We start from the raw sequence: 15,411 nt of genomic DNA on the forward strand, positions 1-15,411 counted from the left end.
AGGCACCGGGTTTTGATCTCGGCATCCGTTGGTTCGAATCCAGCCGCCCCTGCCATCTATTTCATTACATACCAACCGCCAAGGGTGCTTCATGCCCAATCTTGTCGTTTTTAGTGGAAATGCTCATCCACAGTTCGCTCAAAAAGTCGTAAGTCACTTACATATCCCTCTAGGTGCTGCATCAGTCGGTCACTTTTCTGATGGAGAAATTTCAGTAGAAATTACTGAAAATGTTCGTGGTAAAGACGTATTTATCGTTCAGCCTACTTGTGCCCCTACCAATGATAACCTTATGGAAATCTTGGTTATGGCAGATGCTTTGCGTCGTGCAAGTGCTGGTCGTATTACCGCTGTTATCCCTTATTTTGGTTATGCTCGCCAAGACCGTCGTCCACGTTCTGCACGTGTGCCGATTACAGCTAAAGTTGTTGCAGACATGCTTACCACTGTTGGTATTGACCGTGTCGTGATGATCGACTTACATGCTGACCAAATTCAAGGTTTCTTCGATATTCCAGTCGATAACATCTACGGTACTCCTGCTTTGCTTGCTGACTTACGTCAACAACAACATGACAACCTTATGGTGGTTTCTCCTGACGTTGGTGGTGTAGTACGTGCTCGTGCTGTTGCCAAACAGATGGGTGACATCGATTTAGCAATTATTGATAAACGTCGTCAAAAAGCCAATGAGTCGCAAGTTATGCACTTAATTGGTGACGTAAAAGATCGTGATTGCGTTATCGTAGACGATATGGTTGATACTGCTGGTACATTGTGTAAAGCAGCTGATGCGCTTAAGCAATTTGGTGCACGTCGTGTAGTTGCATACGCAACTCACCCTGTACTATCAGGTAAGGCTATTGAAAACTTACGTAATTCAGTTATTGATGAACTGGTTGTGACTGATACCATTCCTCTTTCTGAAGAAGCATTGACCTTAGGCAAGATCCGTCAGGTTTCTGTTGCTAGCATGGTTGCTGAAACGATTCGTCGTATTAATAACGAAGAGTCTATCAGTGCAATGTTCGATAGTTTATAATATTGCAGCTTTTTATAAACCCTAGCCTTGGCTGGGGTTTTCTATCACTAAACTGGTCGCAAGTTTAGTCTTTTAAACTTTAATGAGGATTTACTCATGGCAAACTTCGTATTAAACGCTCAAGCGCGTGCTGAAGACAAACAAGGGAAAGGTGCGAGCCGCCGCCTTCGTCGCGAAGCTTTAATTCCAGCTATCATTTATGGTGGCAACGCTGAGCCTGTAACTGTTACTTTAGAACTTCGTGAGCTTGTAAAAGCTTTAGAAAGCAATGCTTTCTTTGAAGAAGTTGTAGAAATCAAAGTGGGCGACAAAGTTGAAAACGTTAAAATCCAAGCGTTACAACGTCACCCATCTAAAAACACTCCTATGCACGCTGACTTCAAACGCGCATAAGTGTTTAAAGGCGTAGATTAGTGTCAAATATTTCGCTAATTGTTGGTTTGGGCAATCCTGGTTCAGAATATGCCCAAACCCGCCATAATGCAGGTTTTTGGTTCATTGAACAGCTTGCTGACAAATATGGCATTACATTAAAAAATGATCCGAAATTTCACGGAATCAGTGGACGTGGTAATATAGAAGGACACGATGTCCGTCTACTTCTACCCACTACATTTATGAACCGTTCTGGACAAAGTGTAGTTCCATTTGCAAAATTTTATCAAATTGCTCCCGAAGCAATTTTGATTGCTCATGATGAACTTGATATGAGCCCAGGTGTAATTCGTCTTAAAACAGGCGGTGGACACGGTGGTCATAACGGTTTACGTGACATTGTCCCTCATATTGGTCCAAATTTTCACCGTTTACGTATTGGTATCGGACATCCTGGCTCGAAAGAGAAAGTTTCAGGTCACGTACTTGGAAAAGCGCCAAGTAGTGAACAAAGTCTGATGGATGCTGCAATTGATCATGCCCTTTCTAAAGTGAAGCTACTTGTTCAAGGACAAGTTCCACAGGCCATGAATCAAATTAATGCATATAAACCCACTTAAATTGTTGAACAATCATGCTTGCTATCTTGCTTTTTTAGGAGCAAAATGCGCATCAGCCACTTTGCCAACCGCAAAAGCTAAAGATTTCACCATAAGATCTACCTCTTAGGTCTACTCAGGAGACGCTAGCCATGCTATCTCGTTTATTAAAATGCAAAATTCACCGTGCAGTTGTAACCCATGCTGAACTTCACTATGAAGGTTCTTGTGCAATTGATGGCGTATTGATGGACTTAGCTGGTATTCGTGAATATGAAGAAATTCATGTTTGGAATGTAACCAATGGCAAACGCTTCACAACTTATGCGATTCGTGGTGAAGATAACTCTGGAATTATTTCAGTAAACGGCGGTGCTGCACATCAAGCAGACGTTGGCGATTTAGTAATTATTGCTACATTTGGTGATTTTACTGAAGCTGAAGCAAATATTCATAAACCACGTTTGGTATATGCTAATCCAAATAATACAGTCAACCACACAGCGAATTGCATTCCTGTTCAAGTTGCCTAATTTATTTTAAGAATAAAAAGCCCGCATTGACGGGCTTTTATTATTTTATAAATCCTTAATAGTTCCTTCCCACCAGTTCTTTTGTTTTTCACAATTTAATGGTTGAAGCTGCTCTCCTCGTAATTCGAACAATATCACCTCTCCTTCAGGATTTACCTTAAATTCAGCATATTTGGCTTTTTCATAACATTGAGCCAAGCCTTCTGCAAACAAGAAACTGCGAGAGGCAGGATATAAAGCCTGCAAACGATTTTCAGGATTTTTTAAAATTAACCTCTGCCCAGCAAATGAATTATTAATATCTAAAATGGTACGAACTACGCGATTTTGTGAATCCAAAATAACTTTTGCGGGAACGGAAGAGCGATTAAAAATCACCTGTTCCAGAGCCTCACCTTCACTTCCTGCAAGAGCTTTAAGAGATTGTAAATGTAATTCATAAGCCAGTGCCATATAGTCACCTTGTAAAATTGAACGAGGGTCAACTGGCTTAAGCTCAATAAAAATACTTTTACTATGGTGCAAATGCCATTCATTTTTCGCCACTAAACCTGCAAAAAATAATATGGTGGCTAATGCAAGAATAAGAGAAAAATACTTTTTCATTCTTTCTCTCCTTTAACAAGATCATTTTTATTTTCACGTTGAAGTAACCAAGACAGAGCCAATAAAACAATACCCGAAATAAAAATAGATGCACTCTTAGCTAGAAAAGTTATTTGTAGGTTGTAATAGAGCTGCCAGAACACAAAAACGAATACAGTTAAGCTCACTCCATACACAATATAATCTTTCTTTTTTAATGCCCACGTTAAAATAATAAGCAGGATGAAAATTTCAAAATATCCCAACACAATAAGTAACACACCAAATATTAAAAAGGCGAAAAAAGTGAGTGCCTTAAGTTGTCGATATAAATGAAGAACACTAAAGCAAAGTAACCAGACAACAGGTAGCAAATATAAAACCCATAACTGCTGATCTATCGAATTTTCTGGTACCAACCCCATAAAAGTATTGAAAAAAGAAGCTACAAGAATTACGACCAGCACGCATAAAAAAATACTACGCTCGTATAGGGCTATTGATTCTCTCTTAGGTAAGAGCACCAAACTAAAAACCAAGTAACTGAGCAAAGTTAAATTTAAATAAGTCTGAGTAGAATGTATTGACCACAATGAATGGTCCAGTTGTAGCAAATAGATAAAAGCTATGCCATACGTAGCAAGCATTTGAATTAAAATGAAGAACCAATGAGGTTTAAGAAAATAACTAATACATAGAATAAAAATCTGTGCAATTAAAACCCATAGAATTTGATCTGTTTCTGAACCAAGATGAAATAAGAAAGCGGTCTGCCCACTGATAAATAAACAATAGGCAAATTGCCGAAAGAAATAGCTTTGTGATTTCTTTAAAAGAATAAACGCCGATCCAACAAAAACAATTCCAATAACTAAAGAAATAGCTTCCCAAAACACCAGCGTAAAAGCTGCAAGTGCCAAGCCAGCAAGCCAAGCACCAATTGCCAATGGAATGATATAAAAGCGGCTTTGACGAAAAATTTTTATTAAAAGATAGCTAATCAGCGCAAACCAAATAAAAATAATGCCTGCAGTCAATAAAAATATGAACTCATTAGAGTCTTTAAATAGGTTATTAATCCCATCTACAAGCCATATGGTTGCGGTCACGCCCAGAACAGCAGCCATTAAACTGGCACATAACTGATCATCTTTTTTGAAGAAATAATAAAAAGCGATTATTCCTGAAAAGAAAGCAGAAATTAGATAAGCAATATTCTCATTCGATAAATATTGAATCATTCCAATAATCGAAATAACGGCGAACCAAGCGATAAAGACAAATCGTAAAGCACGATATTTCTTTATACACACCCAAAATTCAATAAGGCTTAATAAATTCAGAGCAAATAGATATACATAAGGAAATTTTTCTGACCAGAAAGTCTGTTTAAAAAATAAAAAAAGTGTAAGTTGGCTGGTAATACAAATTAAAGCAAAGATTCCAATATTTGGTCGATATAACCACGGCAGTATAAGCAATGTCCAAATTAAAAAAAGCAAATAACTGTCCGCACCTGTTTGATAAACCTGTCCAATAACGGCCAAGCTTAAGCCTATCATCAAACCACAAACGCTATGTAAGGTCTGCCTAACCCCATCACTTAAAGTATCTTTTGTGCTGAACCATGCTGACACAAGTAATATAACGGGCGGGATAGCGAGTTGAATACTGTTTGGAAGCATAAACCAGTTGGCAGCAATTAAATAAAGGATACTTACTGCCATAAATACATAACTGAAAATATGGAGATGCTGAATAAATGAGCTATTGGTTAGAGGATAATAGTCTCTTATCTGCATGAAACACCTATTTTATTTATAATTTTCTATAAAAAACATAGCATTCCATTTTCATATGAACAAGTAAGCTCTTGTTAAAAAGCCTATTTCGATTTATGAAAATGCTTATTCATAAAGAAACTTAGCATTCTATAAAAGCATCTAGCCAATTCTATCAAGCGCGCTATAATAAAACCCATCGCTTCAGGGCGGGGTGCAATTCCCCACCGGTGGTAAAGTTAATTTTTATAAATAGATTAACAAGCCCACGAGCTTAAATTGTGTAATTTGAGCAGATTTGGTGAAACTCCAAAGCCGACGGTATAGTCCGGATGAAAGAAGACGACGAACTGGGATAAATCCGTTTTATTTCAGTGCCAGCCTGTTTTTACATCAGTCCTGAAATGTTCAACCGTATTTTTACGAGAGCGTTTCATTATGTCTAGCTTAATTCAACCAGAACTTTTTTTCTCAGCTCTCTCTCCTGCTGAGCAACGCATTCAGCAAGCATTAGAAGATATCCGTCAAGGCAAGCCTGTCTTGGTTATGGACGACTTTGATCGCGAAAATGAAGCAGATTTAATTGTTGCAGCCGAAACTTTAACGGTAGAAACAATGGCACGCATGATTCGTGATGGCTCGGGTATCGTATGTTTATGCCTTACAGAAGAGCTAGCAGACCATCTAGAACTACCACCAATGGTTTCTCAAAACTCGAGCCAGTTTCATACCGCTTTTACAGTGACTATTGAGGCAGCTCAAGGCGTTACCACTGGTGTTTCTGCTAAGGACCGTGTAACAACCATTCAAACTGCTATTAAAGATGGTGCTGTTGCAAGTGACTTAAATCGTCCGGGTCACGTTTTCCCATTACGTGCACGTAATGGTGGAGTCCTTACTCGTCGAGGTCATACCGAGGGAACAATTGATCTAGCAAGATTAGCTGGTTTAAAACCTGCTGGTGTGTTATGTGAATTAACCAATCCAGATGGCACGATGGCATCAGGCATTCAAGTTTTAGCATATGCTCAAACTCATCACTTAACGGTGATTACGATTGAAGAACTTGTTCAATACCGCCAACAACACAGCATTTAAACAAAAAAGGTTTGGCTTTAGATCAAAGCCAAACCTTCAAATTAAAATTTAATAAATAATATTTAAGAAACTTTCTTTTGTGCTGCCAGTTCTTCAACGTAGTCCAAAAGCTCAGAAAATTGCTTAATCATTGCTTTTGGCTGTGCTTGAGCAAGTTCCTCTGCTGTTCCGTAACCATAAGTCACCGCTACCGCCTCAATACCGTTATGACGAGCACCCAAAACGTCATATTGACGGTCACCGACCATCAAGCATTCTTCTGGGTTTAATTGCTCATGCTCAAGAATATAATGGATAAGATCAGCTTTATTTGTGCGCTCACCCGTTAACTCACTCCCATAGATATGTACAAAGTATTGACTTAATTCAAAATGGTCCAAGATACGTTTTGCATAAATCGTTGGTTTAGCAGTTGCGACAAATAAACGATATCCTTCTTTTTTTAAAGCGCTAAGCGTTTTGGCAACAGATGGATACACTTCATTTTCGAACAGGCCAACCACCGAAAAACGCTCGCGATAAGCAAGTAAAGCTTGTTCAGCTAAAGCATCATCTTGAGTAGCTAATAATTTTGCGAGTGATGGCTTTAATGGTGGGCCAATTGTCCAATCAATATCTAAATCAGCAGCCAATGGATAGCCTAATTTCTCCATTGCATAGCGAATTGAAGTATGGATTCCAACTTTTGGGTCTGTTAAGGTTCCATCCAAATCAATCAAAATATGTTTTATAGCCATTCAATCACTAACCCAGTAAAGTATTTAATTCAATTGGTCGAGAGTTTAATCAAACTCTCTTATACTAACGTAAATTTAAATTGAAAAGGAAATAACCGTGCGTCCAACCGTACTTTGTTTCTCGGGTTTAGACCCTTCAGGTGGTGCAGGTTTACAAGCCGATATCGAAGCAATTGGACAAAGTGGTGCCCATGCAGCAATTGCATGTACTGCCCTCACAATTCAAAACTCACAACAAGTATTTGGCTTCGAAGCAACCTCAAAAGAACTCTTATTAGCACAAGCAAATGCAGTTGTAGGTGACTTACCCATTAAATGTGTTAAGTCAGGCATGCTTGGCACGACAGATAATATTGCGGCACTAGCTGAATTTTTACGTGCTCATCCTGACTATCAATATGTACTTGATCCTGTTTTAGTCGCAAACAGTGGCGGCTCTTTAGGTGATCAGGCAACTCTCGTTAAAGCGTTCGTTGAACTTATTCCTCTAGCCACAATTATTACTCCAAATACCGTTGAATTACGTGCTCTAACAGGTATTACTGATTTAGATCAAGCCACTCAAAAGCTTTTTGAAATGGGTGCTAAAGCTGTTCTAGTGAAAGGTGGACATGAAGATACACCAGATCATATTAAAAATAGTTTATACATAAATGGTGAACTAGCAGCGAGTAGTAGCTGTCCTCGCCTTGAAGGTGAATATCACGGCTCAGGTTGTTCTTTAGCTAGCTTTATCGCTGGCCGTTTAGCTTTAGGTGATTCTTTAAAAATTGCAGTACAGCATGCTGAAACATGGTTATTCGGTGTTTTAAAAAATGCAGACACCCCTGTACCAAACGGACAAAAGATTCCAAAGCGTTTTTAAAAGCACAAAAAAGGCGCTTAAAGCGCCTTTTTTATTAATCTTAATTATTGAGGAATACGTAAAACTTGCCCCGGGAAAATCTCATCAGGATCTTTTAACATTGGTTTATTTGCTTCAAAGATTTTTGGATATTGATTTGCATCACCGTAAACTTCTTTCGCAATTTTTGAAAGGTTATCACCAGATTTCACTGTATAAAATTTACTTTCTGGTTCAGGAGTTGCCACTGTCATCTGGTCATCTACTTGAGCCACATGATCAATGTTTCCAACAATAAGAATAATTTTCTCTTTATCTGCTTGGCTTTTTACCTGCCCTTTAATAATTGCAGTATCAGTAGTACCGTTATAGGTTACAGATAAGCCTTCTACCCCTAAGCCCAAACTTTTAATTAAACCTAATAATTTATTTGCAACTTCTTGTGCAGAAGGTTCTGCTGGTGTTGCTGGAGCTGGTTGTGGTTCTGCTGGTGCGGTATTTTTTTTGCCAATACCTTTTACAAAATCAAAAAGACCCATCTTTTAGTCCTCATATTATTGTTTATAGTAAAGTCATTAAACTGACCTTTATTGTTATACTTCAAAAAAGTTATACCTCTGCTATCAATTGAGGTTGATCTTGTAAAAATATGTATCTCTTAAATTTTTTCTAAAATAAAAAAAGCCACCTTACGGTGGCCTTCTTTTTATTCAGCAATATGCGAATTAACCAAGTTTTTTAGTTACATAGTCAATTGCAGATTGAACTGTAGTGATTTCGTTAGAATCTTCATCAGGGATAGTGATGTCGAAGTCATTTTCGAAAGACATAACAAGTTCAACTAAATCTAAAGAGTCAGCACCTAAGTCATCCATAAAAGATGCTTCGTTTTTAATCTCTTCAGCTTTAAGACCAAGTTGTTCTGCAACCGCTTGTTTAACGCGTTGTTCGATATCGCTCACAGGAATTCTCCTCATTGCTTGTGGCGTTTAATTTGCCACTAGTTTAATTGAATATAAAAATTTTTAAAAGTTTATACATCGGCGTTAGGCCATGTATAAACCACCATTTACATGTAATACCGTACCGGTAATGTAACCTGCTTTATCACTTGCAAGGAAACTCACCGCATTTGCGATATCTTGTGGCTCACCTAAGCGATTTAAAGCCACTTGATCACTCATTTTTTTGCGAATGTCTTCACTAAGTGCATCTGTCATTTCTGTTGCAATAAAGCCTGGCGCCACACTGTTTACAGTAATTTGGCGGCTACCCATCTCTTTTGCAAGGCTACGGCTGAATGCTTCAATACCTGCTTTAGCAGCAGAATAGTTCGCTTGGCCTGGGTTTGCAAAATGAGCTACAACAGAACTGATATTAATAATTCGACCAAAACGCGCCTTCGTCATACCCTTAAGCACACGTTTAGATAAACGATAAACTGCTTTAAGGTGAATGTTGAGAATGTCATCCCAATCATCTTCAGACATACGAAGCAACAAATTGTCTTTCGTAATACCTGCATTGTTAACTAGAACAAGTACAGGACCATAGTTCTGTTCAATATGAGAAACGACTGCTTCAATCTCATCGAGATTACGCACGTCGAGCGCCAAACCTGCCCCTTGTTCACCAAAGCTATCACTTAACTTTTGTGCACCAGATTCAGAAGTCGCAGTACCTACAACAAAATAACCGTCTTGAATAAGTTGCTGGGCAATGGCAGCGCCAATACCCCGACTCGCGCCCGTTACTAATGCAACTTTGCGTTCTTGTGTCATGCAATTTTTCCTTCTGCCACTAAAACAGCATTTAGGGCATCTTCCATTTTGCTCTTACTATCAATAGAAAAAGCTTTTTCAATATTTGGTAAACGCTTTGCGAGATTACTCAATACTGTACCTGGACCACACTCAACAATGTACTGAATACCTTGGTCTTGTAGAGACTGCATGGTACGTGTCCATTGTACAGACTGGTACAATTGTGCTGTTAAAGCCTGACGTAATTGAGCAACATCGGTAGCAATTCCCGCGTTGACATTTTGTATTACAGGAATGGTAGGTAGCTCAATGGCAGTTTGTTCCAAAGCTTCTGCAAATTTTTCTGCTGCCGGCTTCATCAATGAACAATGTGATGGAACAGAAACTGGTAAAGCAATTGCTTTAGCAGATTGTTCTTTTGCCAATGCCATAACTTGCTGTACAGATGCAGTACTACCAGCAATCACAACTTGACCTTGTGAATTATAGTTTGCTGCTTCAACTGAACCTTGGCCTGATGCAGATACGCTCTGGCACAATTCAACTACTTTATCATCAGCTAAACCAAGAATAGCAGCCATAGCGCCTTCCCCTTGAGGAACAGCATTTTGCATGAGTTTTCCACGCAAATTAACTAACTTAACTGCATCCGCCAAACTCATTGAACCTGCTGCAACTAAAGCGCTGTATTCACCTAAAGAGTGACCTGCAAGGTATTTAGGAGCTAAACCACCTAAATCTAACCATAAACGCCATAAAGCAATACTGGCAGTTAATAATACAGGTTGGGTATTTTCTGTTTGGTCTAAACCTTCACCACTTTGTGCAATGTGCCAAAGATTAAATCCTAGCGCGTCTGAAGCTTCGGCAAAAGTTTGCCCAACTCCACTAAACTGTTCTGCGAGTTCAGCGAGCATACCAACTTTTTGTGAACCTTGACCTGGAAACACAAATGCAGTTTTTGTGGCTAAAGCTACTTGTTCAAGACGTTTAGCAGACATAAGAAATCCTTTTTGGGTTTTCACTCATTTCTCTGGAGCGGAAATTTAACATTTAATTTGTATATTTATAATTGCGAAAAACAACAAAAAAAGGGAGCTTTCGCTCCCATTTTTTCTATACTTAAGCATCACGCTTAATGCATATCATGCAATTATTCAGCATCAGCTGCTTTAGCGAATAATTGGCGACCACGGTAGAAACCGTCTTTAGTCACGTGGTGACGACGATGAGTTTCACCAGTTGCTTGGTCTACTGTTAATGCATTCTCGGTTAAAGCGTCATGTGAACGGCGCATGTCACGGCGAGAGCGACTTTTACGGTTTTGCTGAACGGCCATGATGGCTCCTTACAAAGATCGAAAAAATGGATCAGAACAAATTCAGTTGTCTTATCTCACAATTATAACACAAATTATGAGTTAAGTTTACCCTTCAAACCTGCCAAAACATCAAACGGATTATCCCGTTTTTCTTCGACAACATTCTGAATGGTAGGTTGATGTTTATGTTCACAAGCATCATGCTTGGGAGATAAAGGCATCAACAATAACAGTTCATCTTCTAGTAATGCGAGTAAGTTAATCGAGGCAGGCGTATCATAATCGCCTTTCGTCGAAGACTCACTTTCACCTAAAACGATGAAATCAGCATCCTCATCCAAGCGCTCTATCAGTGACTCATCATCCACTAATGCAATATGGAAGTCTAAGACAAGAGGCATTTCAACAGGTTCCAAACAACGTTGGCACTCCATTGGAACTTTCGTGTCCATGTGACCGTCCATCCACACAATGCGATGATATGCATCCATTGATAGCTTACAGTCTATGTTGATCAATTGATTATCAATTGATCCAACAGCTTCACGAGCGATACGAGCAAAGCGAGACAAGGGCAGTTGACCTGACCATGTAAAGCCTTGTTCAGCCCATTTAAACGGCTCAATCTGTGCCGGAAAGGTATTTGCTGACATAATTAAGGCGGCAATTCTACAAATTCATCGGTACTCTGTCAAAGATTAAGATACAATTTTGCACTTCTTTAGACAGAACTCGGGGTAAATTAAGCAATGCACCTGTTGCAGCCGCAACCTGAAGTTAACACTTCATTACTCGTTTGCACCCATTCAACTCATCAGAACACTCTTGTACCTGACCTAGTGCAACTCTCACCATGGTCAAGCTCAAAATCGGAGTCTGAGCAAGTTGATTGGCTTATTTTACACTTTAATCACTGGTTTTCCCACCATAATGTGACATTAGTTCGTGGTGATTTTGAACCTGAATATTTTCCAGCGACAAATAAAGAACCAGCCAAGATCCAATTTGCTCACGGTTTCTTTAATAGTGCTTTGCATGAAATTAGTCACTGGTCTATTGCAGGTGAAAAAAGACGTCTATTACCAGATTTAGGTTATTGGTATGCACCTGATGGTCGCACCCAAGAACAGCAAAGTTTATTTGAACAAGTAGAAATTAAGCCACAAGCAATTGAATGGTTATTTGCGCAATCTTTTGGCCGAAAATTTAGAGTTTCACTCGATAACCTTACAGGTGATAGCGGTGATGGCAAACTATTTAAAGATAACGTTTATGCTCAAGTGCAACGTTACTTTTCGGGTGAAGCTAAGTTGCCACGTGATGCAGCATCATTTATTGGTTTTATTTGCCAATGTACACGTTCGGGTACACCTTTACAATTAAATGAATTTAAACGTGAACTCCTTGATTAATTGACAAAAAAGCTACGTTAATTACTTGCCTAGGCCATTTAAAAAGCCTAATAATTATTTTTAACACTGGCGTGATGGAGTCTCTAAAATATGATGCATTTACATGTACATCCTGAAAATCCACAGCAACGCCTCATTGCCCAAGCGGTTGAACGTATCCGAGCAGGAGATGTTGTGGTCTACCCTACCGATGCTGCCTATGCAATTGGGTGTCAAATCGGTAATAAAAATGCCATGGAACGTATTGCACAGATTCGTGGCTTAGGGCCTAAACATCAATATGCCATTATGTGCTGTGACTTATCTGATATTGCAACTTATGCAAAAGTTGATAATGCGACATATCGTTTATTGAAAGCGAATACACCAGCTATTACTACATTCATTTTACCTGCAACAAGTGAAGTTCCTCGTAGATTGATGCACCCTAAAAAGAAAACGATTGGTTTACGTATTCCAAGCAACCCGATTTGTCAGGCTTTATTACAAGAACTTGGTGAGCCGCTACTCACCAGTACATTAATTTTACCGGGTCAAGAAGACCCTCTAGATGACCCTTATGATATTGAAAATCAGTTAGATAAACGAATTGATATATTTATTGACGGTGGTTTTGGTACCTTGACCAGTACAAGTATCGTTGATTTATCGGGCGAACATCCTGAAATTATCCGCCGTGGTGTTGGCGATGTAAGTGCTTTTGAATAAGCACTTACTTTTTTACCAATAGTTTAAAAAAAAGTATTATCACTCAAAAAAATACTCTTTATTTATTTTGGATTTTTTTTACACTTTAGTCGTTAAGTAATTTATTAAAAGACACAATTCATTTAGAATGATTTTCACTATCTGCTGTTCTTCTACTTACAGCTGTCTAGGACTTGAATAACAAGTCTCATGCTTTTGAAAATTCGCGTGGCTTATAATCGTAATGAATCAATCACTTCATCAATCCATGGAAGACGCTCCACACATCCGTGTTTTAGATGAGTGGCATGACAAAATTCCAGAAGATCTCTATATACCTCCAGCTGCATTTGAGATTTTGCTCGAGCGGTTTGAAGGTCCATTAGATTTTTTAATTTATCTGATTCAGAAAAACGGTTTCGATTTAATTCAACTCGATATTGCTCCTATAGCGACTCAATATTTGGCCTATATGGATAGCATGAAATCTTTAAATATCGAGTTGACAGCAGATTATATGGTGATGGCTGCTTTATTGGCTGACTTGAAGTCTCGCCTACTTCTACCAAAACCTACAATTATAAGTATTGAAAAAGATCCTAAGCAGGAGCTTATTGATCGTCTTGAAACCTATCTACGCATTAAGCAAGCAGCTGAGCGTTTAGGTCAAATGCCAATTCTTGAGCGCGATACATTTAGTGCCAATGTAAGCTTGGGACATATCTCTCCTGTTTATGAAGGTTACGATATCTCAGCGCTACATGATGCGTTGTTCTGTGTATTTAATCGCCCCGAACCTATTACCCATGTTGTCGCTCAAGAACCTGTTTTACTCGAAGAACGTATTGCATATATTGAAGAGAAATTAGAGTCTGGTGACGTGTTAAGTTTTAAAGAATTACTCAATCCCCAGCAAGGTCGTATGGGAATGGTTGTTACTTTTATGGCAGTTTTAGAATTGACTCGCCAACAGAAAATTAAAATTATTGCCACTGGTATTGAAGCCCCGTTAGCAATTCAAGGATCTTCAATATGAGTAGTTTTGAACAAAATAATAGTGATTTGTCATTAGCTGACATACATCATGAAGTCTTATTACAACTTGAAGCAATTATCTTTGCCAGTGAAGCGCCTGTTTCAATTGCCCGCTTAAAAGAAGCATTTAACAATCAATATAATAAACAACAGCTTCGTCAGCTCTTGCAACAGCTCGCGCTATTACAACATGGTCGATCTATTGAGCTGATTGAAACAGCACAAGGGTTTCGCTTTCAGGTAAGATCTAAATATCGTAGTATTATTGCGCAAATTTGGCCAGAGCGACCAACAAAACTGTCGCCTTCATTACTAGAAACCCTGGCTGTCATTGCTTATCATCAACCGGTTACCCGAGCTGATATTGAACAAATTCGTGGTGTATCTAATAATAGTCAAATTCTTAGAACACTATTTGACTGGAACTGGATTAAAGAAGCCGGTTTTAGAGATTTACCCGGAAGACCTGCGTTGCTAATTACAACGCCTCAGTTTCTGAATGCTTTTGGTCTAGCCTCTCTAGGCCAATTGCCTCCCCTACAGAACGCCAAGGAAGCCTTTATGGCTCTCGATGCAAATGCACCGAAATCATAAAGAGGTGGACTGTTGATCATTATGTCTAAGGTTGTGCTGTCATGAGTGAAAAATTGCAAAAAGTATTAGCGCGAATCGGATTAGGTTCCCGCCGATATATGGAAGAGGTTATTGCCGCAGGACGCGTGAGTGTAAACGGTCGTGTTGCCCAAGTGGGTGAGCGCATTGAACCAGGCGATGAATTACGCATTGATGGCCGTAAAGTTCAGTTTCAGATTGAAGACGAAATTCGTCGTCGCGTACTGATTTATTATAAGCCTGAGGGTGAAATCTGTTCACGTAATGATCCTGAAAAACGCCCAACCGTATTTGATCATTTACCACAAATTGCCAATGACCGCTGGGTAATGGTAGGTCGTCTGGATATTAACAGTACTGGTTTATTACTATTCACAAATGATGGTGAACTTGCTAACCGCTTAATGCACCCATCTAATGAAATCGAACGTGAATACGCTGTTCGAGTAATGGGTGAAGTAACGCCAAAACTACGCCAAAACATGGTCAACGGAGTAGAGCTCGAAGATGGCCCTGCCAAATTCGAATCATTCTCTGAAATTGGTGGTGAAGGTATTAACCGCTGGTACCAAGTTGTAGTAAAAGAAGGTCGTAACCGCGAAGTACGTCGTATTTTTGAATCGCAAGATCTTAAAGTAAGCCGTTTATTACGTACACGCTACGGCACAGTTATTTTACCGCGCGAATTACGTACTGGTCGTTGGATGGAACTCGACAAAACTGACATCGACAACTTAGCCAAATCGGTTGAGTTAAAACCACGTCAAGGTACAGGTTTATTTGGTATGGCAAAACGCCGTACTGATCGTATGACTGAAAAACCAATGGCTGCGCGTCGTGGCGGATACTTACGTCAACAACGTCGTGATGATGAAAAAGAAACTCCTGTTAACACAGGGAACCAACGTAAATCGACTGGTTTTAACCGCGGTTCGAAGAAATTCTAAGATATTAAAAAGATGTAAAAAAAACCGCTCAAATTTGAGC

Annotated in this window: 20 protein-coding genes and 1 riboswitch; of the genes, 11 read left to right on the forward strand and 9 right to left on the reverse strand. The window is 39.2% G+C overall.

Annotated elements, in window-relative coordinates:
* Positions 1 to 91 precede the first annotated feature (91 nt).
* The 4 genes from ACTJJG_RS09470 (at position 92) to panD (ending at position 2,549) form a co-directional block, all read left to right on the forward strand.
* Complete coding sequence (locus tag ACTJJG_RS09470) at positions 92 to 1,042, forward strand: ribose-phosphate pyrophosphokinase (RefSeq protein ID WP_002120445.1); 951 nt, start codon at positions 92 to 94, stop codon at positions 1,040 to 1,042.
* A gap of 96 nt (positions 1,043 to 1,138) precedes the next feature.
* Positions 1,139 to 1,435: a 50S ribosomal protein L25 gene (rplY, locus tag ACTJJG_RS09475; RefSeq protein ID WP_002120443.1), complete on the forward strand. Its 297-nt coding sequence runs from the start codon at positions 1,139 to 1,141 to the stop codon at positions 1,433 to 1,435.
* Positions 1,436 to 1,455: 20 nt separating this feature from the next.
* A complete protein-coding gene (gene pth, locus ACTJJG_RS09480) occupies positions 1,456 to 2,037 on the forward strand; it encodes an aminoacyl-tRNA hydrolase (RefSeq protein WP_017481319.1) in 582 nt (193 codons plus the stop codon).
* 131 nt (positions 2,038 to 2,168) lie between these two features.
* Positions 2,169 to 2,549 (forward strand): aspartate 1-decarboxylase, encoded by a 381-nt coding sequence (gene panD / locus ACTJJG_RS09485; RefSeq protein WP_002120296.1) that lies wholly within the window; start codon positions 2,169 to 2,171, stop codon positions 2,547 to 2,549.
* Positions 2,550 to 2,594: 45 nt separating this feature from the next.
* Here panD and ACTJJG_RS09490 read toward each other — a convergent pair whose 3' ends face one another.
* Together ACTJJG_RS09490 and ACTJJG_RS09495 are read right to left on the reverse strand one after the other, a co-directional pair.
* Complete coding sequence (locus ACTJJG_RS09490) at positions 2,595 to 3,155, reverse strand: GDYXXLXY domain-containing protein (RefSeq protein ID WP_032056902.1); 561 nt, start codon at positions 3,153 to 3,155, stop codon at positions 2,595 to 2,597.
* A complete protein-coding gene (locus tag ACTJJG_RS09495) occupies positions 3,152 to 4,936 on the reverse strand; it encodes a DUF2157 domain-containing protein (protein ID WP_032056903.1) in 1,785 nt (594 codons plus the stop codon). The genes ACTJJG_RS09490 and ACTJJG_RS09495 overlap by 4 nt, the downstream gene beginning before the upstream one ends.
* A gap of 176 nt (positions 4,937 to 5,112) precedes the next feature.
* Positions 5,113 to 5,263, forward strand: a riboswitch (FMN riboswitch).
* A 90-nt stretch (positions 5,264 to 5,353) separates the two neighbouring features.
* Here ACTJJG_RS09495 and ribB point away from each other — a divergent pair.
* Positions 5,354 to 6,013, forward strand: a complete 660-nt coding sequence (gene ribB / locus ACTJJG_RS09500; protein ID WP_017481316.1) for a 3,4-dihydroxy-2-butanone-4-phosphate synthase — start codon at positions 5,354 to 5,356, stop codon at positions 6,011 to 6,013.
* A gap of 62 nt (positions 6,014 to 6,075) precedes the next feature.
* Here the strand turns inward: ribB and ACTJJG_RS09505 are convergent, their stop codons facing one another.
* The gene (locus ACTJJG_RS09505) at positions 6,076 to 6,750 is read right to left on the reverse strand and encodes an HAD-IA family hydrolase (protein WP_002120346.1); all 675 of its coding nucleotides are present in this window, start codon (positions 6,748 to 6,750) and stop codon (positions 6,076 to 6,078) included.
* Between the two features lie 97 nt (positions 6,751 to 6,847).
* Here ACTJJG_RS09505 and ACTJJG_RS09510 point away from each other — a divergent pair, with 97 nt between their 5' ends.
* Positions 6,848 to 7,615, forward strand: coding sequence for a hydroxymethylpyrimidine/phosphomethylpyrimidine kinase (locus tag ACTJJG_RS09510; protein WP_005075247.1), 768 nt, complete (start codon positions 6,848 to 6,850; stop codon positions 7,613 to 7,615).
* 44 nt (positions 7,616 to 7,659) lie between these two features.
* Here the strand turns inward: ACTJJG_RS09510 and lysM are convergent, their stop codons facing one another.
* From lysM to ACTJJG_RS09540, 6 genes are all read right to left on the reverse strand, one after another.
* Positions 7,660 to 8,133: a peptidoglycan-binding protein LysM gene (gene lysM / locus ACTJJG_RS09515; RefSeq protein ID WP_002120434.1), complete on the reverse strand. Its 474-nt coding sequence runs from the start codon at positions 8,131 to 8,133 to the stop codon at positions 7,660 to 7,662.
* A gap of 186 nt (positions 8,134 to 8,319) precedes the next feature.
* Positions 8,320 to 8,556, reverse strand: a complete 237-nt coding sequence (gene acpP, locus ACTJJG_RS09520) for an acyl carrier protein (RefSeq protein WP_001279871.1) — start codon at positions 8,554 to 8,556, stop codon at positions 8,320 to 8,322.
* Positions 8,557 to 8,640: 84 nt separating this feature from the next.
* Entirely contained in the window at positions 8,641 to 9,375 is a 735-nt protein-coding gene (gene fabG / locus ACTJJG_RS09525; RefSeq protein ID WP_002120395.1) for a 3-oxoacyl-ACP reductase FabG, read from the reverse strand.
* A complete protein-coding gene (gene fabD / locus ACTJJG_RS09530; RefSeq protein WP_032056904.1) occupies positions 9,372 to 10,358 on the reverse strand; it encodes an ACP S-malonyltransferase in 987 nt (328 codons plus the stop codon). The genes fabG and fabD overlap by 4 nt, the downstream gene beginning before the upstream one ends.
* A gap of 152 nt (positions 10,359 to 10,510) precedes the next feature.
* On the reverse strand, positions 10,511 to 10,696 hold the full coding sequence (gene rpmF / locus ACTJJG_RS09535; RefSeq protein WP_000290730.1) for a 50S ribosomal protein L32: 186 nt from the start codon (positions 10,694 to 10,696) through the stop codon (positions 10,511 to 10,513).
* 74 nt (positions 10,697 to 10,770) lie between these two features.
* A complete protein-coding gene (locus tag ACTJJG_RS09540) occupies positions 10,771 to 11,331 on the reverse strand; it encodes a YceD family protein (protein ID WP_002120393.1) in 561 nt (186 codons plus the stop codon).
* A gap of 96 nt (positions 11,332 to 11,427) precedes the next feature.
* Here ACTJJG_RS09540 and ACTJJG_RS09545 point away from each other — a divergent pair, with 96 nt between their 5' ends.
* The 5 genes from ACTJJG_RS09545 to rluB all read left to right on the forward strand — a co-directional run bounded on the left by ACTJJG_RS09545 (position 11,428) and on the right by rluB (position 15,371).
* On the forward strand, positions 11,428 to 12,090 hold the full coding sequence (locus ACTJJG_RS09545; RefSeq protein ID WP_032056905.1) for an elongation factor P hydroxylase: 663 nt from the start codon (positions 11,428 to 11,430) through the stop codon (positions 12,088 to 12,090).
* 90 nt (positions 12,091 to 12,180) lie between these two features.
* Complete coding sequence (locus ACTJJG_RS09550) at positions 12,181 to 12,798, forward strand: L-threonylcarbamoyladenylate synthase (RefSeq protein ID WP_372552699.1); 618 nt, start codon at positions 12,181 to 12,183, stop codon at positions 12,796 to 12,798.
* A 223-nt stretch (positions 12,799 to 13,021) separates the two neighbouring features.
* Complete coding sequence (locus tag ACTJJG_RS09555; protein ID WP_017387236.1) at positions 13,022 to 13,813, forward strand: segregation and condensation protein A; 792 nt, start codon at positions 13,022 to 13,024, stop codon at positions 13,811 to 13,813.
* Positions 13,810 to 14,406 (forward strand): SMC-Scp complex subunit ScpB, encoded by a 597-nt coding sequence (gene scpB, locus ACTJJG_RS09560; RefSeq protein ID WP_002120355.1) that lies wholly within the window; start codon positions 13,810 to 13,812, stop codon positions 14,404 to 14,406. The genes ACTJJG_RS09555 and scpB overlap by 4 nt, the downstream gene beginning before the upstream one ends.
* 41 nt (positions 14,407 to 14,447) lie before the next feature.
* Positions 14,448 to 15,371, forward strand: a complete 924-nt coding sequence (rluB, locus tag ACTJJG_RS09565) for a 23S rRNA pseudouridine(2605) synthase RluB (RefSeq protein ID WP_017481313.1) — start codon at positions 14,448 to 14,450, stop codon at positions 15,369 to 15,371.
* Positions 15,372 to 15,411 lie beyond the last annotated feature (40 nt).

The organism is Acinetobacter sp. 22512, from assembly GCF_052044755.1.
In the GTDB taxonomy this organism is placed as follows: domain Bacteria; phylum Pseudomonadota; class Gammaproteobacteria; order Pseudomonadales; family Moraxellaceae; genus Acinetobacter; species Acinetobacter pittii.